Annotated in this window: 21 protein-coding genes and 1 other RNA gene; 8 read left to right on the top strand and 14 right to left on the bottom strand. The window is 50.0% G+C overall.

The genetic code is table 11. The annotated features are described in order from the left end of the window. Positions 1 to 142: 142 nt before the first annotated feature. Positions 143 to 721 (top strand): DUF5610 domain-containing protein, encoded by a 579-nt coding sequence (locus tag HHX48_RS12440; protein ID WP_191025577.1) that lies wholly within the window; start codon positions 143 to 145, stop codon positions 719 to 721. A 219-nt stretch (positions 722 to 940) separates the two neighbouring features. On the opposite strand, the gene gcvP is transcribed toward HHX48_RS12440, so the two are convergent. The 3 genes from gcvP to gcvT all read right to left on the bottom strand — a co-directional run bounded on the left by gcvP (position 941) and on the right by gcvT (position 5,428). Then, positions 941 to 3,838, bottom strand: a complete 2,898-nt coding sequence (gcvP, locus tag HHX48_RS12435; RefSeq protein ID WP_191025575.1) for an aminomethyl-transferring glycine dehydrogenase — start codon at positions 3,836 to 3,838, stop codon at positions 941 to 943. Positions 3,839 to 3,932: 94 nt separating this feature from the next. Further along, complete coding sequence (gcvH, locus tag HHX48_RS12430) at positions 3,933 to 4,322, bottom strand: glycine cleavage system protein GcvH (protein WP_191025573.1); 390 nt, start codon at positions 4,320 to 4,322, stop codon at positions 3,933 to 3,935. A gap of 26 nt (positions 4,323 to 4,348) precedes the next feature. Then, positions 4,349 to 5,428: a glycine cleavage system aminomethyltransferase GcvT gene (gcvT, locus tag HHX48_RS12425; protein ID WP_191025571.1), complete on the bottom strand. Its 1,080-nt coding sequence runs from the start codon at positions 5,426 to 5,428 to the stop codon at positions 4,349 to 4,351. 138 nt (positions 5,429 to 5,566) lie between these two features. Here gcvT and HHX48_RS12420 point away from each other — a divergent pair, with 138 nt between their 5' ends. After that, on the top strand, positions 5,567 to 6,421 hold the full coding sequence (locus tag HHX48_RS12420; RefSeq protein ID WP_191025569.1) for a LysR family transcriptional regulator: 855 nt from the start codon (positions 5,567 to 5,569) through the stop codon (positions 6,419 to 6,421). On the opposite strand, the gene HHX48_RS12415 is transcribed toward HHX48_RS12420, so the two are convergent. From HHX48_RS12415 to HHX48_RS12390, 6 genes are all read right to left on the bottom strand, one after another. Beyond that, entirely contained in the window at positions 6,418 to 7,155 is a 738-nt protein-coding gene (locus HHX48_RS12415) for a tetratricopeptide repeat protein (protein ID WP_191025567.1), read from the bottom strand. The genes HHX48_RS12420 and HHX48_RS12415 overlap by 4 nt on opposite strands. 17 nt (positions 7,156 to 7,172) lie before the next feature. Further along, positions 7,173 to 8,474, bottom strand: coding sequence for a M24 family metallopeptidase (locus tag HHX48_RS12410; RefSeq protein WP_191025565.1), 1,302 nt, complete (start codon positions 8,472 to 8,474; stop codon positions 7,173 to 7,175). A gap of 67 nt (positions 8,475 to 8,541) precedes the next feature. Continuing rightward, entirely contained in the window at positions 8,542 to 9,714 is a 1,173-nt protein-coding gene (locus HHX48_RS12405) for an FAD-dependent monooxygenase (protein ID WP_191025563.1), read from the bottom strand. 4 nt (positions 9,715 to 9,718) lie between these two features. Beyond that, positions 9,719 to 10,927, bottom strand: coding sequence for a 2-octaprenyl-6-methoxyphenyl hydroxylase (gene ubiH / locus HHX48_RS12400; RefSeq protein ID WP_191025561.1), 1,209 nt, complete (start codon positions 10,925 to 10,927; stop codon positions 9,719 to 9,721). 3 nt (positions 10,928 to 10,930) lie between these two features. After that, positions 10,931 to 12,238, bottom strand: coding sequence for a Xaa-Pro aminopeptidase (gene pepP, locus HHX48_RS12395; protein WP_191025559.1), 1,308 nt, complete (start codon positions 12,236 to 12,238; stop codon positions 10,931 to 10,933). Further along, a complete protein-coding gene (locus HHX48_RS12390) occupies positions 12,239 to 12,805 on the bottom strand; it encodes a UPF0149 family protein (RefSeq protein ID WP_191025557.1) in 567 nt (188 codons plus the stop codon). Positions 12,806 to 13,226: 421 nt separating this feature from the next. On the opposite strand from HHX48_RS12390, the gene ssrS reads away from it, so the two are divergent. From ssrS to serA, 6 genes are all read left to right on the top strand, one after another. Beyond that, a non-coding RNA gene (ssrS, locus tag HHX48_RS12385) (6S RNA) lies at positions 13,227 to 13,410 on the top strand. 22 nt (positions 13,411 to 13,432) lie between these two features. Beyond that, positions 13,433 to 14,326 carry a ribokinase gene (locus HHX48_RS12380; RefSeq protein WP_191025555.1) on the top strand — a complete coding sequence of 298 codons (894 nt, stop codon included), beginning with the start codon at positions 13,433 to 13,435 and terminating at the stop codon, positions 14,324 to 14,326. An 18-nt stretch (positions 14,327 to 14,344) separates the two neighbouring features. Then, positions 14,345 to 15,286: a nucleoside hydrolase gene (locus HHX48_RS12375; RefSeq protein ID WP_191025554.1), complete on the top strand. Its 942-nt coding sequence runs from the start codon at positions 14,345 to 14,347 to the stop codon at positions 15,284 to 15,286. 120 nt (positions 15,287 to 15,406) lie between these two features. Further along, positions 15,407 to 16,009, top strand: a complete 603-nt coding sequence (locus HHX48_RS12370) for a 5-formyltetrahydrofolate cyclo-ligase (protein ID WP_191025553.1) — start codon at positions 15,407 to 15,409, stop codon at positions 16,007 to 16,009. A gap of 60 nt (positions 16,010 to 16,069) precedes the next feature. Further along, complete coding sequence (gene rpiA / locus HHX48_RS12365; protein ID WP_191025552.1) at positions 16,070 to 16,726, top strand: ribose-5-phosphate isomerase RpiA; 657 nt, start codon at positions 16,070 to 16,072, stop codon at positions 16,724 to 16,726. A gap of 115 nt (positions 16,727 to 16,841) precedes the next feature. Further along, entirely contained in the window at positions 16,842 to 18,071 is a 1,230-nt protein-coding gene (serA, locus tag HHX48_RS12360) for a phosphoglycerate dehydrogenase (protein ID WP_191025551.1), read from the top strand. Between the two features lie 58 nt (positions 18,072 to 18,129). Here serA and HHX48_RS12355 read toward each other — a convergent pair whose 3' ends face one another. From HHX48_RS12355 to HHX48_RS12335, 5 genes are all read right to left on the bottom strand, one after another. Then, entirely contained in the window at positions 18,130 to 18,876 is a 747-nt protein-coding gene (locus tag HHX48_RS12355) for a DUF481 domain-containing protein (RefSeq protein ID WP_191025550.1), read from the bottom strand. A 90-nt stretch (positions 18,877 to 18,966) separates the two neighbouring features. After that, a complete protein-coding gene (locus HHX48_RS12350) occupies positions 18,967 to 19,782 on the bottom strand; it encodes a DUF481 domain-containing protein (protein WP_191025549.1) in 816 nt (271 codons plus the stop codon). A 57-nt stretch (positions 19,783 to 19,839) separates the two neighbouring features. Further along, entirely contained in the window at positions 19,840 to 20,664 is an 825-nt protein-coding gene (locus tag HHX48_RS12345; protein WP_191025548.1) for an HDOD domain-containing protein, read from the bottom strand. A gap of 66 nt (positions 20,665 to 20,730) precedes the next feature. Then, on the bottom strand, positions 20,731 to 21,015 hold the full coding sequence (locus HHX48_RS12340) for a DUF1289 domain-containing protein (protein ID WP_191025546.1): 285 nt from the start codon (positions 21,013 to 21,015) through the stop codon (positions 20,731 to 20,733). Between the two features lie 79 nt (positions 21,016 to 21,094). Further along, a complete protein-coding gene (locus HHX48_RS12335) occupies positions 21,095 to 21,805 on the bottom strand; it encodes an SIMPL domain-containing protein (RefSeq protein ID WP_191025545.1) in 711 nt (236 codons plus the stop codon). Between the last annotated feature and the right edge of the window lie 924 nt (positions 21,806 to 22,729).

Here is a 22,729-nt window from a genome sequence, read left to right as displayed (position 1 = left end):
AGTGATAGTGATCAGATTTATTTATTCCTGACGCGCACGCTATGAACTCATCAGCAGAAAGTTAAAACGCTAATTTTTATTCAAGATAGTCGCGATCGTGCCGAAAACATAAGAATAGATTTATTTAACCACAGAGGCGTAAATGCAAACCGTAGCCGCTTCCTCAAATTTCGGTCAGCAAGTTCATCAACTTAAGGCATCTCGCGCAGATGAGGGGGCTACAGGCTCTTTAGGCAAAGATGTTTCTGCCATGGCACATGCGCGCAATGCCGAACGTCAGGCTGAAAAAAATCCAACCAGTGCGGCCGATCAGGTCGATTTAACTATCACTGACAGCACTAATACTGATGGTGCCGTTACAGCAATTGTTACCCACAATATCAATGAAGCTTTACAGGCTTCTGAAGAATCAACCGGCACAACGGTAGCGCTTCGTCAGGCAAAAGAAGGGAAGTCATTAAGCGATGTACTGCGCTCAGGCTTCTCTTCCCTGCTGACTGGCTATCAACAGCAAAACCCGGAGCAATCCCCTGAAGAGGCGTTGAACAGCTTCACTACGCTAATGCAAGACGGTGTTGAAAAAGGTTTCATTGAAGCGCAAGACGCGTTGGCTAACGGCAGTGTACTGGATGAGGAGTCGGTGAATCAGTTAATGACATCAAAAGATGACATACAGGCATTGATCAATCATCTGGCCGCTGCTGTTTCAGAAAGTGCATAGTCAGTGCTAAAAAGAGTTTGACGTTAAGAGCAGCCTTCTGCCGGCCTCAAGGCGTTCAGCACATAGCCTCCAATTTAACAGGCTTGGGCACTCAGACGCTGAAGGCCAGCAGTGAAATGCATTGCCTCTTATACGGTTTAAGATACCGCCAGGCTAATAAAAAAGGCGAACCTGATGGTTCGCCTTTTTTTACCCTTTCAGCTGTCACTTTCTGACACCCTACTCGTCCCGGTAAGCCTCAATTGGCGCACATGAGCACTGCAGGTTTCTGTCACCATATACATCATCGATACGGTTGACGCTGGGCCAGAACTTATTGCGTGCAACAATCGGTACCGGATACGCAGCCAATTGGCGGTCGTAGCTACGGTTCCAGTCACTGTCACAAATGTCTGCCAGTGTGTGCGGCGCATTGTGCAGTGGGTTGTCAGTGGCATCCCACTCACCGCTTTCCACCTTGGCAATTTCCTGACGGATACTGATCATTGCTTCAATGAAGCGATCCAGCTCAAATTTCGCCTCTGATTCAGTCGGCTCAATCATCAGCGTGCCGGCAACAGGGAAGCTCATAGTGGGCGCGTGGAAGCCGTAGTCATTCAGACGTTTGGCGATATCCATCTCAGAAACACCCGAGCCCTCTTTTAACGGACGCAGATCAATAATACATTCGTGCGCCACGCGGCCGTTTTGCCCTTTGTAGAGGACATTAAAGTGACCTTCCAGTGACTTAGCCACATAGTTAGCATTCAAAATGGCGACCTGTGATGCTTTACGCAAGCCTGCTGCCCCCATCATCTTCACGTACATGTAGCTGATAGGCAAAATAGAGGCACTGCCCCATGGTGCAGCGGATACCGCGCCACAACCTTCACCGGCACCCTCAATATCCACAACACGGTGGTTAGGTAAGAATGGCGCAAGATGCGATTTCACACCAATTGGCCCCATACCCGGACCACCGCCGCCGTGCGGAATACAGAATGTTTTGTGCAGGTTAAGATGCGAGACGTCTGAACCGATGAAGCCTGGTGCGGTGATCCCCACCTGCGCGTTCATGTTGGCGCCGTCCATATACACCTGACCACCGTGGTCATGCACAATGTCACAGATTTCACGGATGGTTTCTTCATACACACCATGCGTCGACGGATAAGTAATCATCGCGCATGACAGATTATCACCAACTTCTTTTGCCTTGGCACGCAGGTCGTCTAAATCGACGTTACCGTTTTTATCACAATCGACAACGACAACCTTCAGGCTGACCATTTGCGCTGAAGCGGGGTTAGTACCGTGCGCTGAGCTTGGAATAAGACACACATTACGATGCCCTTCGCCACGGCTTTCGTGGTAGCGCTGAATCGCCAGCAAGCCGGCATATTCACCTTGCGCACCGGAATTAGGCTGCATCGACATCGCATCATAACCAGTGATACTGATGAGCCATTCAGCCAGCTCGTCAATCATTTCGTGATAGCCTTTCGCCTGGTCAACCGGAGCGAACGGATGTAGCTGACCAAACTCTGGCCAGGTCACCGGAATCATCTCTGCGGTGGCATTCAGTTTCATGGTGCACGAGCCCAGTGAAATCATGGAATGGTTCAACGCCAGGTCTTTGTTTTCCAGTGACTTGATATAACGCAGCATTTCTGTTTCAGAGTGATACTGGTTGAATACATCATTGGTCAGAATGTCGCTGGTGCGCGTCAGATCAGCTGGAATTGAGCGACTTCCCTGTGTCGTAACATCAGCATCCAGCTTTTCGACATCTAACCCATGCTCGTGCCCTATTAGTACGTCGAACAGTGCGTTTATATCGTCACGGGTCGTGGTTTCATCCAGAGAAATACCCACCGCACCGTCGATATCACTGCGCAGATTCAGCCCTTTTTCATAAGCGCGACGCAATACCGCAGCCTTGTCATCGACTTTCACTGTAATAGTGTCAAACCAGGTGCTGTGCATCAGTGCCAGCCCATTGCTGGTCAGGCCGCTGGCCAGAATATCGGTCAGTCGGTGAATGCGACGGGCGATGGTTTTCAACCCTTCAGGACCGTGATACACCGCGTAGAATGACGCCATATTGGCAAGCAACACCTGCGCCGTACAGATATTCGAGTTCGCCTTTTCACGGCGGATATGTTGTTCACGGGTCTGCAGTGCCATGCGTAGTGCCGGGCGACCGCGGGTATCTTTGCTGACACCAATGATACGGCCGGGTAACGAGCGCTTGAACTTATCGCGGGTCGCGAAGAAGGCCGCGTGCGGACCACCATAACCCATCGGAACGCCAAAACGCTGCGCACTACCCAGTGCCACATCAGCGCCCAGCTCACCCGGCGATTTCAGCATCACCAGACTCATCAGGTCTGCTGCCACCGCCACAATACCTTTTTTGGCTTGTACCGCTGCAATGATATCGCTGATATCTTTTACTTCACCAGTGGTTGAGGGGTATTGCAGCAAGGCACCAAATACATCATGCTCAGCCGCTTCTTCAGCCGGCCCACTAACGATACCAAAGCCAAACATTTCAGCGCGGGTTTCCACCACGTCCTTCGTTTGCGGATGCACATCATCAGCGATAAAGAACAGATTCGCTTTTTTGTTCTTTGACACGCGCTTGGCCAATGCCATGGCTTCTGCCGCGGCTGTCCCCTCATCCAGCAAGGATGCCGAGGCCAGCTCAAGGCCGGTCAAGTCAATGGTGACCTGCTGAAAATTAAGAATCGCCTCCAGACGGCCCTGAGCAATCTCGGGCTGATAGGGCGTGTAAGCGGTATACCAGCCCGGATTTTCCAGCACGTTACGTAAAATAACATTTGGCACATGCGTATCGTAATAGCCCATGCCGATAAAAGAGCGATTGATTTTATTTTTCGCCGCAACCGCTTTCAATGCAGACAGCGCTTCGACTTCGGTAGCACCTTCACCGGCATTAACAGGTTCATCCAATTGGATTCCTGCCGGTACGGTCTGACTGGTAAGATCTTCCAGAGACTCCGCGCCAATGGTTTGCAGCATCTGGGCAATTTCATCTTCGCCCGGCCCGATATGGCGACGAACGAATGCATTTTTCTGCTCTAGCTGAGCAAGCGTTAAAGCATTATCTGACATAGCAAAATACGCACGTGTAATTAAGAGTGAATTATAAAAGGGGCGTTTAATCAGCCCCTTTTAACAAATATGTATTGCGACGAACCTGTCCGAATTATTCTTCGTCGATTGACGCCTGATAACCGTCTGCATCAAGCAGATTTTCAACTTCTGACGCGTCGTCGGCTTTAATTTTGAACATCCAGCCATCACCGTAGGAGTCAGAGTTGACCAGCTCCGGAGACTCTTCAAGCTCTTCATTTACCGCCACGATTTCACCGCTGATAGGCGCGTAAACATCAGACGCCGCTTTAACAGACTCAGCAACGGCAATATCATCGCCTGTGCTGACCTGGTCGCCCACATCCGGCAACTCAACAAATACCATATCACCCAGCAAATCCTGAGCATGCTCAGAAATGCCTACTGTAAAGACGCCATCTCCTTCAGGACGTACCCATTCGTGAGTTGCCGCGTAGCGTAAATCTTTTGGAATATTGCTCATTGTTTTTCCTGACTTGAAGTTAAAAGTTAAAGAACACTCTTACCGTTGCGAACAAAGCTAGGCTTAACAACGTCTACTGTAACCCACTTTTTGCGCATTTCCACCTCGACCTGATTTTCAGTGCCGGCAGGAACACGGGCCATCGCAATTGCATGGCCGAGTGTTGGAGAGAATGTACCAGAGGTAATCACACCCTCGCCCTTTTCTGTTCTGATTTTCTGACCAGCACGCAAAACGCCTTTGTCCGTCATGACCAGACCGACCAGCTTATCAGTACCTTGCTCACGCTGTGCTTCTAGCGCCTTGCGACCCACAAAATCACGGTCAGCCGGTTCCCAGGTAATGGTCCAGCCCATGTTAGCTGCCAGCGGTGACACAGATTCGTCCATATCCTGACCGTAAAGGTTCATACCCGCTTCAAGGCGAAGCGTATCACGGGCGCCCAGGCCACAAGGTTTTACGCCAGCATCCAGCAAACCCTGCCAGAACTGCTGCGCACGTGCTTCGGGAACCATAATTTCGTAGCCAGCCTCACCGGTGTAACCTGTTGTTGCGATAAACAAATCTTCGGCCTGTACACCAAAAAAGGGCTTCATACCTGCAACCGCTTCTTTTTGCGCTTCGCTGAACAGAGTGGCTGCTTTTTCTTTCGCGTTAGGCCCCTGCACCGCGATCATGGCAAATTCCGAGCGCTCAGTAATGGTCACATCAAAGCCTTCCGCTTTGGCCAGCAACCAGTTCATGTCTTTTTCGCGCGTGGCTGAGTTTACTACCAGACGGTAATTAGTATCGTCAAAGTGATACACGATAAGGTCGTCAACGACGCCGCCCTCTTCATTCAGCATGCCACTGTATAAGGCTTTGCCTTTGTCTTTTAGTTTTGCCACATCGTTAGCCAGCAAATAGCGTAAATAATCTTTCGCCTGGCTGCCGGTTGCATCAACAATAGTCATGTGTGATACATCGAACATGCCTGCGTCTTGTCTGACCGCATGGTGCTCTTCTATCTGAGAACCATAGCTGATTGGCATGTCCCATCCAAAAAAGTCCACCATTTTGGCACCGGCTTCCAGATGCTTGGCGTGTAATCCTGTTTTGCTGCTCATGTATCTCAACCTTTTGATGATTGCAAAATAATGGCGCAAGTATAGGGCGACAACACTTTCGTAACAAATTGGAATTTCTTATCATTACATTTAAAAGTATAATGAACAAAGCACTTAACATCAGAATTTCAAATCTTTATGCAGCAGCTATCTTTGGACAACTTACGCACATTTGTCAGTGTGATCGAGCAAGGCGGTTACGCCAAAGCCGGTGAATGGCTGGGCCGTTCGCAGCCTGCTATAAGCCTGCAGATCAAAAAGCTCGAGGCACAGCTCGACCGTAAACTGTTCACCAAGGTCGGTCAGCGCCACGTGCCCAGTGCAGATGGCAACTGGCTATACCCAAAAGCAAAAGAATTGCTGGAGATGAATGACGGTATATTCAGATCGCTGTCGCCCGCACCATTAAGTGGCCGGCTAAGACTCGGGATCCCCAGCGAGTTTGCGTCAACCCTGTTGCCCGGCCTGATTGGCGAGTTTTCCAAGCGCTACCCGGATGTTTCACTGGAAGTGACTTCAGCGCTAAGTCGTGACTTACTGCACCGCACTAAACGCGACAGTTTTGACTTAATTCTGGCACTGGCTAATCCGGATGAAGAAACCCAGGGAGAACTGGTGCTGCAGGATGACATTGTGTGGGTAGGAGAATCCGGGCTGGCTGTGCATGGTGATGCGATATCGCTGGTTCTGGCGCCGGATGGCTGTGTTTATCGAAGCCGCGTAATAGCGCAATTGAAACAGCAAACCCGGGCGTGGAAAATCGCCTATACCAATGCTGATCTGGCCGGACTGACCGCGGCCATTCAGCAGGGTTTGGGCATTACCGCGCTGGCCCGCGCCAGTATGCCCGCCAACCTGACCGTGCTTAAGCATCGGTTTTTGCCTGATTTAGGCAAGGTAAATATTTGCCTGTTTAATCAGGACAGCCAGCATCCGGTGGTCAGTAAGACACTGGCAGAGTTCATCAAAACCCGTCTGACTAGCGCCGCTTAATTATCCTGCTGTTTTATCAGCGCTTTTGCTCTGTCCAGCCCGGCTTGCGCACGTTTGGTAAGGACTGTGGGTGCAAACTGCATGCTGGACTTTTGATCAGCCGCTTTCTGCTTTTGTTCTGCACTCAGTTCAGCTTCTACCGCTGACCGGCGGGTCTGCAGCCACTCACTGCCAGTCGATTCAGGTATCAACAGAAAATATTGCCAGGCACTGACCGGATCATACACCGGGGTTTGCTTATCACTGTATACGCCCGCAAGCGCCACCATCGCCGGGCGATACCCTTGTTTCGCAGCACGGGTTAACCATTCGAGGGCGCTGTCCCATTGCTTCTGTTGAAAGCGAACCCCGGCCACATCGTATTGCGCCAGCGCGTAGCCGGCATCGGCTGCAGCCTGCTTATACTTCATTCCCTCGTCTTTATTCAGCTGCAGGCCGTCTATCTGACCAAATTGCCCAACCAGGTAACAGCCTAGCTTATACTGACCGAGCGCATCGCCCTTTTCAGCCGCCCGGCGAAAGTACGCCAATGCTTTTGACGGCGAACGGGGGACGCCCACGCCGTTATTGTAAAGCATACCCAGATGATACATGGCTTCTGCATTGTCGCTTTCGGCCATGCTTCCCAACTGCGTTATCAGTGTATCGGGGATGGCTGTATCCTGCGCCCGGGCATGACCCACAACAAGTGCTGCGCATAACAGCAGTAGTGTCGCAAACTTCCTTGTTTTCATGACTATGGTTCCTACGGTTATTCAGTACGTAATGAAGCCAGCTCACCAATTGGCTTTTCCAGGCTCTGCGGCGGTCGGGTAAACCATTGTGGCCCTTTATCGGTGATATACAGACAGTCTTCCAGCCTGACCCCAAACTCTCCCGGAATATAAATACCCGGCTCATTGGAAAAGCACATGCCCGGAGCCAGCTTTTGCTTTTCACCTTTGACGAAATTAACCCGTTCGTGACCTTCCATACCAATGCCGTGACCGGTGCGGTGCGAAAGCCCCGGTAGCTGATAGCCAGGGCCATAGCCCTGCTCCTGGTAATACTGACGAACGCGCTCATCAACACTACCGGCGGTATTGCCCGGTTGGGCCTGCTCAAATACGCGCTGCTGACCGTCTCGCACAAGTTGCCAAACTTTTTGCTGTTTCTTGCTGGCTTCGCCAAATACAAACGTGCGGCTGATATCTGACTGGTAACCATGCACTGAACATCCACAGTCCATCAGTACCACCGAGCCCTCTTTGAGAATCTGCTCCTGTCGGGTGCCGTGCGGATAAGCAGATGCCTCGTTAAACAGGGCCATGGTCCAGATACCGCTGCCGCCTAACGTTTGTTGCGCAGACTGCATCAGCCCTTTAACATCCCCCTGCGACATGCCTGCCTCAAGGTTTTTATAAACATGGCCATAAGCCTGCAGTGTGATTTCATTTGCCTTATGCATCAGACGCAGTTCGTGGGCAGATTTATACATCCGGCAGCCCAGTGTGACCGGCTCTGCCGATACATTTTTCATATCAGGCAACAGCGGCATCAGCCCATTTAACACAAAGTAGCGAACACTTTGCTCAAAGCCGATTTTTCCTTTGGTGACTTTTCTGTCTTTAAGAATCTGCTTTACCTGCTCGAACGGGCTCTCGTGCTCCTGCCAGACACGAATATCATCACCTACCTGCAGGGTTTCTTTTACGCTGGGCGCTTCAAAAAACGGCGTCACAACGGCGATTTCGCCTTCTCTGGGGATAACCACAGCAGTGAGTCGTTCACTGCGCCACCACTGAATGCCCGTGAAATAATCCATCGCTGCACCCGGCTCGATGATGATCGCAGATATATCGTGCTCAGCCATTAAAGACTGCGCCTTACTGATACGCGATTGTCGCTCTTTTGCGGAAATTGGCTTAACTGTACCGGTGATGTCGGTGAGTTTGTTATCGGTATAAAACGCGTCGTCAGAAGTGGTTTGCGCGCCTGCTTTAACAGAAGCCGCAAGCAGTGAGGCTGACGCGAGCCCCACACCGGAAAATTTTAAAAATCCACGCTTGTCCATGAGTTATCCTGTTTATTATTTACAGGAACTATCATGCGCACCCTTTCACACCTTTGCAAATGTTGCGTTAAAATCCCATAGCCTGACTGATAAGCTTCTGTTTGAGCGCTGGTATATTATCGGTCGTGACCAGACCAATACCGCGTACCATCTTTTTGAGTGGATTGTCGCCCTCAAATAAAAGTTTGAAGCCATCCATTGCACTGACCATTTTCATCGCTTCGGCTTTTCGGGCCCGCTCAAAGGGGCGTAAATACCGTAAACGGGCGAATGGTTTGTTTTGCTGCTCAAGCTGGCGAAGTAAATCTGCCAGCGCCAGCGCATCCTGCATTCCAAGATTTGCGCCCTGTCCGGCCAGCGGATGAATAGTATGTGCCGCATCACCGATGATGACCGCGCCTTCACTGGCCCACTGCCTGGCGTACCGCATGGTTAACGGAAAAGATTTGCGCTCACTTTTAAGCGTGATAGTACCCACTTCACTATTAGTTGCGGCGGTCAGCGCGTGGGCGAACGCCTCATCATCCAGTTGCAATAACCTTTCAGCTTCCGGCGTATCCTGAGACCAGACAATGGAACAAAGATGCGGATCTTTTAACGGTAATAAAGCCAGTGGCCCGGTGGGTGTGAATACCTGTCTGGCCGTTTGTGCATGGGGTTGCGAGGTTTCAATTGTTGCCACAATCGCGGTATGCCCGTAATCGCGGAATGTAATGGGAAAGCCGACCTGCTTGCGCACATAGGAATTCGCGCCATCTGCGCCTACCACCAGCTTACAGGCAACCACGTCATCGTTTTGCAGCATCACCATCGTCTCGTGGTCGCCCCACAACACCTTTTCGATACCGCTTTGCAGCACGGTGACATTATTTTGCTGTGCTACCCGTTCTGCCAGCGCGTTAACCAACACCTGATTTTCAATGATATGACCCAGTTGCGCGCGCTGCATTTGCTCATGATCGAAGCGGATATGCCCAAAACTATCTTTGTCCCACACATGCATGTGAGTATAGGGTGAAACCCGCTCCTCTGGCAGATATTGCCATACGCCTAACGCGCTCAGCGCTTCCCGGTTTGCTTCATTGATGGCACTAACGCGGAGCATCGGCGTTTCAGGCACAGATTGCGCCAGTGGCTCCCGGCTGATAAGAGCAACATCAAGATCACTGCCGGACAATGCCGCAGCCAGTGTCAGCCCGGCCATGCCCCCTCCTACAATTGCAATATCAACTTTGTGCATAGACTTAATTTCCTGTCGTCGAGGGACCGTAGCCGGTAGTCTGGCGGACAAAGCGCTGCTGAATAGCATGCAAATTATCCATCGCTATCAAACCGATGTTGCGCCCCGCTACAAGGGGTTTCATCGTATTGGAGAAACTGCGTACCAGTGTGTCAGTCAGCCAGATAGTCTGGTCACGATCCGGCTGTCGGGCCCGGGCATAATCGCGCAAGACACTGAAACTACCGGGGTCATCGTTATTGGTCAGGGTATGGGTTAGCGTAATGACATCACGCAAACCAAGGTTAAATCCCTGTCCTGCAATCGGGTGAAGGGTTTGCGCCGCATTGCCAACCACCGCAACACGATGCGCGATCAGACGGTCAGTGTGCCGAAGTGCCAGCGGGTACTGCTGTCGTTCGCCGGCCTGGCGGATAGTACCGTGGCGATAGCCAAATGCTTTTTGCAGCGCCCGGATAAACTGTGCATCCGTCATAGCAACCAGCTGCTCAGCAAGCTCTGGACGAACCGTCCACACCACGGAAAAGGTGTTTCCTGCATTTTTTTTATCGGTGTTGAACGGCAAAAATGCAAGTGGGCCGTCGGGGGTAAACCGCTCATAGGCTTTGTTCTGATGAGGCTCTGACAGTGTAACATTGCAGATCACCGCGACCTGGTCATAGGGTTCAGCGCGTCGTTCAAACCCTAGAGACTCAGCCAGTGTTGACCGCCCTCCATCAGCCAGCACCACCAGACGGGCCGATAAGGTTTCACCGTTACTAAGACACAGCGCAACCTGCTCATTGCTTTGTTGTGCTGATTTTACAGACGTGTTTTCGATACGTTTAGCCGCATGACCTATCGCGCTATTAAGAATCGGGCCCAGAGCACTAAGCGCAATGACGTGTCCAAACGCATCAAGCCCGAACGCGTCGGCATGCAGGTTACATAATCCGGCAGCGCCTTTATCAGAGACCTGAATATGCTGGATGGGCGCAGCATTACTCTGCGAGATATCGGCGCCCAGCGCGGTAAATTCATCCACCGTGCGCCGCGCCAGGGCAATGACGCGGGCATCGAACCCCGGATGCTGCTGACTGTTATCCAGCGTATTAGCATCAATGACCGTCACACTAAACGCGGTACGCTGAGTAATACCCAGCGCGAGGGCGCTGCCTACTGTGCCGCCCCCGATGATTGCTATATCCGTCCGTGTCGCTGTCTGTTCAGTCACTGTTTATCTCTTTAGTGCCTCAATCTCTTCTATAGACTTGGGCACATCAGCGGTTAATACGTCAATGCCCGTGGCAGTAATGGCCACATCATCTTCAATTCTGACGCCGATACCACGATAAGCATCGTCTACATCAGCATCTGGCGCAATATAAATACCCGGCTCTACCGTGATAACCATGCCCGGTTGTAAGGGTCTGTCTTCGCCATCAATACGATAGTTACCCACATCGTGAACGTCCAGACCAATGAAATGACCCAGCCCATGCATGAAAAACGCACGCCAGCTCTCATTTTCCAGGTTTTCACTTAATGTTCCGCGTAAAAGACCAAGTTCGATAAGACCTTCGGTAATAATCTCAACCACCAGCAGCGTGGCTTCTTTTAAGGTGACGCCGGGGGCGATAAAATCCAGTGCTTTTTGCTGCGCTTTAAGTACCAGTGCATAGATTGCTTTTTGCGGTTCAGAGAACTGCCCTGAGACAGGGAAGGTACGGGTAATATCTGCCGCGTATCCCATGTACTCAGCACCGGCATCAATCAGTACCAGATCCCCGTCTTCCAGCGCTTTATTATTTTGCGTGTAATGCAGCACGCAGGCGTTTTCACCGCTGCCGACAATGGTTGAGTAGGCCGGAGTGCGCGCGCCAGCCATCGCAAATTCGTGGTGTAGCTCTGCCTCAAGCTGGTATTCATACATACCCGGTCGGGCCGCTTTCATCGCTCGGGTGTGCGCTGCAGCCGATATTTTACCCGCTGCTTTCATCACCGCGACCTCACACGCCGACTTGAACAACCGCATTTCGTGTAAAAGCGGGCGGATATCCTGAATTGATGGCGGCGCACAGCTTTCTTTTGGCGCATCGCGCAATGCCGCCATCGCCTCTAAAAATAGTGTATCGGCATGCCCGTGCTGCCCCAATGCAAAATACACGTGGTCATGACCGTATAGCCACTCCATCAGCACTTCCGGTAATTCAGACAGGTCGTACGCCTCATCCAGGTCAAAACGGGCAATAGCCGCTTCAGCGCCAAGCCGGCGGCCCTGCCAGATTTCCTGTGACTTATCTTTGGGCTGACATATCATCGCCGAAAACGAGTGCTGATGCCGCTCATGATTAGATAGCAGCAGCCAGGTGTCTGGCTCATCAAAACCGGTCAGATACCAAAAGTCGCTATCCTGACGAAACGTGTATTCGGTATCCCGACTGCGGGTTACCAACCGGGCGGCGGGAATAATACAAACACTACCCGGGGCGCACTGTGCCAGCAAACGCTGCTGACGCGCGATAAATTCTTGCTGGCTAATCATTTAATGTACCGACGGTGTGTCTTTTTGATCATCGAGTAAAGAACGACCAAGCTCGCTAAAGCACAGCAGCGCTGATACTTTTACATACTCTACAACTTCGTACAGCGCTTTTTCCGATTCTTCATCGGCTTCCATGGGCTCTTCCATGCGGGAGATATCAGAAAAATCGTTGATGGCTTCTCGTACATCAGCAGAGCATTGCATCAGATCCTGCTGGTGCAGCCCGAAACCAAGCATAAATCCCTGCACCCAGTTAATTAGCGCCACACCGCGATCGTTAATCGGCGTCTGGTCATCAGGTAGCATCAATTGCAGACTGAACTCACCTTCAAGTAGCTGTTCGCAGGTCTGACTGTAAAGCTGTTCAAGATTAAAACTCACTGCCTGAGAGAAAGGTTCGCCCTGATTGGTGGTATCGGCCAGTACCGACTGCCACTTTTGGTCAGTCAGAGACATCCCCCCACACAACATGCCACACATGATTCCGTGAATTTCAGCCGCATCAGCATTTACGGAATGCTGAAACAGTATATTGGTTACGTTGTCATAATCGAGTTGTCTGTCCACGGGTTACCTTTTTGCAATGGAGTATTTTACACGTCTAATCCTAGCAAAAAGCGGGGTTAAAGCCTAGCGCGACACTTGCTCCGCGTTCGGTCTGTTATGCATTTGCTTACCCGCTTTACAGTATGATGCTATCAGACATTTTGTTTGCGTTTATACAATAACAGCATAACGCTGCCCTTTCGTTTACACCGATTATCTATTAAGATCTTATCCAGCAGTTATTTCTTTGACCATTTGGTTAAGTTTTGGTTGAAATTTTTCAGCGCAACAACATAATCGTGGCATCTGTACCGACACTGCGTATGAACGTGAGTCGGTGTCATTTAAAATGGTAAGCGTAACCAATTGTATAGCGACGGCGACTGATCTCTTCACGCGCCTGCGCGTTTCATATACCCTGTAGCGCTTTATAATTGATCAATGTCTCCTGGGATGTTTGCCAGTTCATTTCATGTCCCTGGCCGATGCTTTAAAAAAAGGAAGTTGAACTTATGACTATTGAGCAAGCTCGGCGCGTATCGAGAAGCCTACGGTCATGATGATTCTTCCGCCGTGAACCTTTCGGCTCACGGGCGAAAAATGAACAGCGGCATTCTGGGAGACGCCCTCTTTCGACGAGAAGAAGAAATGGCTGTAATTAATTTCGGTTCCATCAATATCGATCATGTTTATTCGGTGGACCATTTCGTTAAACCAGGTGAAACCCTGGCCTCATCAAACTATCAGCAATTACTGGGTGGCAAGGGTGCCAACCAGTCAATCGCACTGGCTCAGGCCGGTGCTGATGTGAAGCATGTTGGTAGTATTCACGAATCCGACGCGTCTTTTAAACAGACACTCATTAAAAATGGCGTGGACTGTCGCTATGTTAGCTGCCATGACGTGCCTTCGGGTCACGCCATTATTCAGGTTACACCTAGTGGCGAAAACGCCATTGTGCTGTTTGGTGGCGCCAACCAGACTATTACGCCTGATACGGTTAAAAAAGCGCTGCTGGATACAGGGTCATCTGACTGGGTACTAACCCAAAACGAAACAAGCTGTATCGATGAGGTGCTTACACAGGCGCGCGACAAAGGCTTAAAAGTGGCATTTAATCCGGCGCCGATGAGCGATAATGTTCACGACCTGCCATTAGATTGTGTAGATCTGCTGATCGTTAATGAGACAGAAGCAGCAGCCATCACCGGGCAGTCATCGCTGGATGATATCGTGGCCTGTTTTCAGGAAAAATGGCAGCACGCTGAAGTACTGATTACGTTGGGTAAAGAAGGCGTGATGATGATCCGAAAAGACACTGTGGAAAAAGTACCGGCATTTGAAGTCGACGCCGTTGATACCACTGCTGCAGGTGATACCTTCATCGGATATTTCCTGTCTGCTTACAGTAATCACACAGATGCCAGACAAGCCCTGAAACGTGGCTGTGCCGCTTCTGCTTTGGCTGTCACCCGCCAGGGTGCCGCTCAATCTATACCCTCTCAGAAGGAAGTCGACCGCTTCCTGGCAAAGAACGCCTGATTTTTGGAATAACAACGAATGACACATAAAATAATTTTAGATACCGACCCGGGTATCGATGATGCGATGGCTATCTTTTTTGCGTTTCAGTCACCAGACATTGAGGTGCTGGGCCTGACAACGGTGTTTGGCAATGTGCCTGTGGATATGGCAGCTAAAAATGCCATCACATTGTGTAAGTTGGCAGAAAAAGACATCCCGGTTACCAAAGGTGTAGGTATGCCGTGGGTTGGCCCCGAATCTTCTTACGCACATTTTGTTCATGGCGAAGACGGTTTTGGCAACATCAATTACCCTGCGGCGGAAGGTAAACTGGATCCGCGCAGCTCGGCACAATTTATCGTCGATATGGCGCGTCAGCATCCAGGTGAAATTACGCTGGTTGCCATTGGCCCGCTAGGCAATCTTGCGCTGGCTTTGCGTCTGGAGCCTGAACTTCCCAAACTGGTTAAAGGCGTCAGCATTATGGGTGGTGCGGCATTTGTTCCTGGTAATGTCACACCGGTGGCAGAAGCTAACATCTGGAATGATGCGCACGCGGCCGATATCGTTTTTTCAGCCGACTGGGACATTGCCATGTTCGGCCTTGATGTGACCAACACCGTTCGTTTTAAAGAAGCGTTTGTTGATACACTGGCGCAAAAAAATGAAAAGCTGGGTGGATTTGTCCAGCAGGCTGCGCAGTTCTACATTGATTTTTACACTAAAGAAGGCGACGAGCGTGTATGTTGCTTCCACGATGCCTTCCCGTTGGCGCATCTGATTCAGCCTGATCTTTTTGAGATGACAGAGGGCAATATCCGGGTTTCAACCGACGATTTAAACAGAGGGCAAACCATTGTCGCCCCCGTCGGTAGCACCGCCAGCCCGCTGTGGACAGAAGCGCAAACGGTCAGTGTTGCGACAAACGTTGACGCACAACGATTAGAAGCCTTGTTCGTAGATACCTACGCCAAATAATCCAATTTATTGATAGTATTTAAGCCGGCATTTCGCCGGCTTTTTTATTTGTCGGTCAGGGTGTTGCATTCGCTTAGTAGCATCGTATGCTAGGCATTTTCAAACTGGGATCATTACCCTATGACGGACTTACCAGGTCGTGGGCAATTGCGCCAGCAGCTACGAGAAGCCCGACGCGCGCTATCACCCGCCCAACAGCAACAGGCCTCGTCGATGTTGGCCGGGCAACTACAATCTCTGTCTCGCTTCACAGAGGCACGTCGCATTGCGGCGTACCTCGCCAACGATGGTGAGCCTGAACTGACGGACGTTATCTCGCACTGCCAGTTATCTGATATTGCGGTTTCGCTGCCGGTATTACATCCACTGACTCATAAACATTTGCTGTTTCTGGATTACCACGCCGATACACCTATGCGTGTAAATCGCTTTAACATTGCAGAGCCAGCGCTTGCCACCCGCTCCATCCGTTTGATAGAAGAACATGATCTTATCCTGATGCCGTTGGTCGGCTTCGATGCGCAGGGAAACCGTCTGGGCATGGGTGGCGGATTTTATGATCGCACGCTGGCACACCACCGTGATAACCCGCATCGACCGCTACTGGCGGGTATTGCTCATACCTGTCAGCAGGTTGAACAACTGCCTGTGGCGCCATGGGATGTTCCCTGCGATATCATTGTTACACCCGATAAAATATGGCTATTCGATAAAAGCATGTAAACAGGCTCAAAATACGTATAACTTGCGGTACACTTTGCGCTAACAGAATAAGGAGGGTGTATGGACCAGAATCAGAAAAAAGAAGCGGTTGCCAAGGCGGCACTACAATTTGTGAAGCCAGATACTATCGTGGGAGTCGGTACCGGCTCCACGGTCAATTATTTCATAGACGGACTTGCCGATATGAAAAACGATATCATTGGCGCGGTATCCAGTTCCAATGCCTCCACCGAGCGTCTTAAAAAGCACGGTATTCAGGTCTTTGACCTTAACGAGGTGGATGATCTTGATGTCTATATCGATGGCGCCGATGAGGTTACCGAACATAAGCATATGATAAAAGGTGGTGGCGCGGCGCTGACGCAGGAAAAAATTGTCTCTGCTGTAGCGCGTCAGTTTATTTGTATCGTTGATGACTCCAAACGCGTTCCGATGCTGGGTAAATTTCCGCTTCCTGTAGAAGTGATTCCCATGGCACGTTCTTATGTAGCCAGAGAGCTGGTCAAACTTGGTGGCGACCCGGTCTATCGCCAGGGCGTAACCACCGACAACGGCAATGTGATACTGGATGTGCACAACCTTGAGATTCTGAATCCCCGCGAACTGGAAGCACAAATCAATAATCTTGCCGGCGTGGTTACCAATGGGCTTTTCGCCATGCGCGGAGCGAATGTTGTGCTTTGTGCAGATGATAACGGCGTTAATCAATACGATTAACGGGCGACTTCGATGTGGCAGGTATAAAAACCGAACTTATCCTTTTCAGCCTGCCCGACTTCTGATACGTTTAGACGTCCAGATGTCTTTTACTTTTTATTTTTGAGATGCGTTCATGAGCAAAGTGTCATTACCCAAAGAGAAAATCCGTATCCTGTTACTTGAAGGGGTACATAAAAGTGCGGTCGAAACCCTGCAGAACAGCGGGTATACCAATATAGAGTATCTCAAAACCTCATTGCCTGAAGATGAGTTGATTGAAAAAGTGAAAGATGTTCACTTCATCGGCATTCGCTCGCGAACACAGTTAACCGAGGCGGTCGTCGATGCTGCAAGTAAATTGGTGGCCGTGGGCTGTTTTTGCATCGGCACCAATCAGGTCGATTTGAATGCAACGCAACAACGCGGTATTCCGGTTTTCAACGCACCGTTTTCCAATACGCGTTCAGTGGCTGAATTGGTGCTGGGGCAGATCATTTTGTTACTAAGAAAAGTGCCCCAGAAAAATGCCATGGCACATCGCGGAGAGTGGGACAAAACTGCCGATGGTTCATTTGAGGCGCGGGGGAAAACACTGGGGATCATCGGATACGGTCATATTGGTACGCAGCTGAGCATCCTCGCCGAGCATTTGGGAATGCGCGTACAATTTTATGATATTGAAGATAAGCTGGTACTGGGTAACTCCACTCAGGTCAAGAGCCTGGATAAGCTGCTTAAAACCTCTGATGTGGTGACACTTCACGTCCCGGAAACAGCGCAAACAAAAGATCTGATAAACGCTGATACGCTGTCCAAAATGAAAAAAGGCGCGATTCTGATTAACGCTTCACGCGGGACGGTGGTAGATATTGATGCGCTGGTTAAAGCCCTTGAGTCAAAAGCACTTAGTGGTGCCGCCATCGACGTCTTTCCGGTCGAGCCTAAATCTAACACCGAAACTTTTGAATCACCGTTACGCCAGTTTGATAATGTCATTCTAACGCCGCACGTTGGCGGAAGTACGCAGGAAGCGCAGGAAAATATTGGGGTAGAAGTCGCGGGTAAGCTGGCCAAGTACAGTGATAATGGCTCTACCCTTTCTGCCGTAAACTTTCCGGAAGTATCGCTGCCTGACCACCCGGGCCGTTCTCGCTTACTGCATATTCATGAAAACCGGCCGGGCGTAATTATGCAGATTAACCGCACGTTTGCAGAACGTGGCATCAACATTGAAGCACAATACCTGCAAACCACTGCTGATGTCGGGTATGTCGTCATTGATGTGGAAGCCGATAAAGCTTACGACGGTCTTGCGCAACTGATGCAAATTGACGGCACCATCAAGGCGCGTTTGCTTCACTAAGACGGTTTTTCAATAAAAAAGCCAACCCGAAGGTTGGCTTTTTTGTATACAAAATAGTTTACAGGAAGCTATAAACCAAAGTAACCGCAGTTTCGGTATCCAGCTTCTCTTTATCAGCCTCAACATTTGAGTTGTGGTTTAAAGACACACCGACTTTCAGCGAAAGATTACCGCTTATCGACGCAGTTAGTGCCGTTTCTGCGGCAGACTTGGTGTTTTCGCTACCAACTTCCGTACTAACTGTTTGTGTGAATTTTGCTGTATCAGAAATCAGCCACTGGAATGCACTGGATGCACGAACGATAATGCCATTTTGCGATTCACCGTCCTGTGTTTCGTTAAATGCGTAACCCGGACCGATTGAGTACTCAAACGATGTCGTGTCATCCTGCCATAGCTTGTGGTTCCAACCCGCTGCGATGGTAGACTGATAGTTGTACGAGCTGAAGCGATCGTCTTCGTACGAGGCAAATCCAAACAAACGGTAATCAGGATTATCCAGTTTGTAGTTCGCCTGCGCCCGCGCATCAAAACGTTGAGCAGACGTTCTGTCTTCCTCAACACCTTCGTCATTCTCAACCGCTTCTTCTTTATACAGGCCGCTCAGGCTGTAATCGTTACTCCAGCGCTCAAGCTCCTGGTGCGACTCAATTGAGCCATTCACTGAGGTCGTATCGGTATTACCTGTGGTAAAGATGAAGCCCAGGCCACCTTCCAGCGTTAAAGGTTTTTGCTGTGTCTGGGCGGATGCCGCAGCCGAAAAAAGCGCACCGATAACAGTGACGGCTAATACTGTTCGTTTCATGTTGTTCCTCGTAACATTCCAAAAAAATGACCCAACAGCGCTTGTTGGGCCTTATTATTCGTTAAGCATTCGCTCACAGGCATCCCTGTTCTAAAAAAAGCGATAAACCACAGACAAAGAGGTTTCGGTATTCAGCCCGGAAATATCGCCAATCGGCTGAGTCTCATAAGCCACCACGAATGACAGCTTCATCGCCAGAGAGTCAAATAAATTTGCCGATAGTGCGGTTTCTGACCGCGTCTTAATATTATTCGCGCCTATTTCAGCGCTTAAAAATTGCCTCAGCCGCGAGCCAGTATACCACTGATACTGGTACTCGCCGGATGCGCGCAAAATCAACCCGTCATTGGCATTACTTACCGTATCATCTTCCGCTTTTACAAAGCCATAACCGGGTCCAACACTGTAACGAAACATGCTTTCGTCAGTATTCCACATACGATGTGACCAACCGCTGGCCAACGTTGCCCGATACTCGTAGCCATTAAAGCGATCATTTTCGTAATCGGCATACATAAAGAGGCGGCGACCAGGCATTTCCAGCTTATAATCAAACTGGGCGGTTCCATAAAAGCGCTGCGCGCTCACCCTGTCCTGCTTTTCGCCATCAGACTCAACTTCTGTTTGCTTATACAGAAAGTCTAATGAATAATTATTGTTCCAATTCAGTGTTTCGTGTTCTGAGATAACACCCAGTTTAAGTGACGTCGCATCAGTATTTCCACTGGCATTGAGCACACCGATCTCGCCATCGAGCGAAAAAAGCTCCTCAGCTTCGTCCTGGTTAAAGGTAAACTCAGTATGATACAGCGTTTGTATCAAATTTTTGTCGGCTGCCTGCACCGGGAAACTGCTGGCAATAGCCAGCACTGTGCCCCAGAACCAGGCTTTAGGTTGGTTTAACATAAATGGGTTCGAATGACATTTAGCGCAAAGTATTCCATCCCTGGCCGATTGTTTTTATTAGTTAATTAATGAGGCGATTTTACTGGTTTCCTGGTTTGCATAAATCACCGCATTGCCCAGTGCCTCACCCTCAATATCCAGACTATTTGCAATAGCCGGCGTAAAGAGATCGATATTCTCTTGCCCATCCTGGCGTTTTTCACGGATTGTAACCCGCTGAGCACATGCTAATAAAGCGATGTCCACTTCATTGGCTTGTTTTTGTACATTATGAAGATTTCTGACCGGATAAAAAAGCGGTAGTGGCAACTGCCAACGCTCCAGAATCAGTCCGCTTAGATGTGCAAAGTCAAACCCAAAGACAAGCTGCTGCTTTTCCCAAGGCAACAGCTTGCTGTCTTCTGATAAATACTGCTGATAGCCATCAGCATCGTATTTTGCCATCACCAGTTCACTCAGATTATGCAGAATCCCCGTAACAAAAAAACGCTCGCTGCCTCGCAGTCCGACATGCCGCGCCAGGTATTTTGCGGCCATGCCGCAATAGACAGACTCATTCCAGTGCTTTTCCTGATCAATCAGATGACTGTCAAAGGTCTTAAAAGCGGCATTGGCGGTTTCTGCTACAGACAGATTGTACAACGCCTCACCACCCACAACATTAACTGCACGACTGATTGAGTCAATTTGTGAAGGAAAGCGAAACAGCGCACTGTTAGCCAGTTTCAGAATTTTTGCCGTGAGCGACGGGTCCACCGAAATCAGGCGAGCGATATCATCGGCGTCAGAGCGATGATCATCAAGCACTTCGCGAAGCCGTAAACAAACATCAGGCAACGTAAAGGAATTGGCCGCGTAGGCAACAAGTTTTTCTAACGTCATGAAAGTAAACCACCATAAATGTAGCGCCATTATATCAGGGCTGCGCGACGATCGGGCTAAATTTCGTTAACTGTTATTATCAAACAAATCGAACTGAGACTGAACCGATACCGGGCTTTCTTTTTCGGCGTGCCGCTTTTTGCGCAACGCTGCTTGCTTGCGTCGGTAGCAGGCAGCCACGATTTTGCGCCGGGTCGGGGCATCTACCTGTAACCAGTACAACCGCTCATCCCTGCTACGAAAACAGCCTTTGCAATATCCCCGGGGCCCCGATTGGCACACACCAATGCAAGGGCTGGGCACATCAAAAAATTCCAGCTGCGCCGGTTGGGAAGAAGTCGAATCAGTCATCTTTGTTGATAAACAGCCCGTTTATAATCACCCACGCAGTATAGCAGTGAACAGGCACCTCATCGCAAGTCCGGATGCATTAGTCGACCAGCGTATACTGGATTGTCGAGACCACCCTGATCTTTTTGATATGAGGGTGCTGCTTATCTCTGGCGCTAATTGAAAATTGCCCCTGATTCGCGCGTTTTATTTTTCCCAGCTGACTGTCCGAGTCTTTAGCAAATTTTTGCGCTACTTCCCGTGCATTCAGGGTCGCCTGCTCTATCATTTCCGGCTTCACTTCGTTGAGGCGGGTGAACACATACTCTGTTTGCGCCTCGTAACTTTGAGTAGATAAAACAATCCCTTTTTCTACCAACTGGCTACTGGTGCTCATTAATTTACGAATATCTTCAACACGATCTGAATAGACCGTCACCGTCTGATTGGCTGTATAGCGAAACTGAACATTTGCGTTTCCGCCATACTGATTGGCCAGCTTGTCGGTAATCGCCGGTTCGCCAATACTGATTTCATTTTCCTGCACGCCAGCGGCTATCAGAAAATCTTTAATCTGTGCCGATTGCGTCTCGATGGTTTTATAAAGTCCAGCCACGTCGTTGTCGGCAACGGTAAACTGCAATGGCCAGATTACTGTATCAGCCAGGTACTCCTTTTCAGACAGTCCTTTTACGGTAACCACCCGGTCCCAGGCTTTAAACTCAACCATAGCGCGACCCAATAGCAGTGCTAGAAGACTTAGGCCGATGATAATACCCGCCGCTAAAATAACTGATGATGCTTTGCTCACATATTTCTCCCGTTTGTAGATACTGATTTAAGCATATGCAAACAATCGGTCCGATGAGAGATGAATTATGGCAACAGCGTGGCTTTTTATTGTTTATGCAAACAGCCATCGGAAGGCTTAACAGCCCCGGCCGTGTTGACGGCCAGCAAGCAGAGGGCGTTGCGCCACGCCCTCTGCACGCCCCGCGGAACCCAATCGCAAGGCCGCAGTGCCAGCCTGTCCACACTTGGTCCACGGTTCATCGATATCTTTCTATCGCCAACTTTTGATTATTCGAAGAAGCATCGCTTTTTGTAGCCTTAACGCTCAGCAGATAGCCGGAGCAGAATAAATAAAAACAAGGCTCATCATGGATGATGAGTCAGGGGGAACAGGGGCATGGATGCCCCTTTTACCCCGGTTGTTTTTATCTGCTCCGGTTATCTGCCGCTTTGAGCGTTCAGACAAAGGGGGAGTCCAGAGGGGAAACGCTCTTACCCTCTGGTCGTTGCCGGTCGACACCGGCGAAAGTAGATACAACTGCGAAATCTCAGTTAACGAAGCAATTCAAAAGAAGCACTTTTTATAAAGCTCTTAAATACCTTGACACCAGAGTGTAAACAGCCCTGGCCGTGTTGACGGCCAGCAAGCAGAGGGCGTTGCGCAACGCCCTCTGCACTCCCTGCGGAACCCATCGCAAGACAGCAGTGCCAATCTGCCCGGGAAAATAGCACCGCAGTGTAAGGGGCCTCCTGCCCCTGACACTACTGATGCCTCATCCCTGATGCGTCTGCTATTTTCTTACCCGGACAGCCTGCCACTCTTGCTCCACGGTTCATCGATATCTTTCTATCAACAACTATTGTTCACTCGAAGAAACATCGCTCTTTTGGGCCTTAACGCGCAGACGGCACGACTGAACAGATTAAGTAAAAGTAAGATGCA

It is taken from the genome of Salinimonas profundi, from assembly GCF_014750655.1.
Lineage (GTDB): Bacteria > Pseudomonadota > Gammaproteobacteria > Enterobacterales > Alteromonadaceae > Alteromonas > Alteromonas profundi_A.
This window is presented reverse-complemented; position numbering and strand designations above follow the sequence as displayed.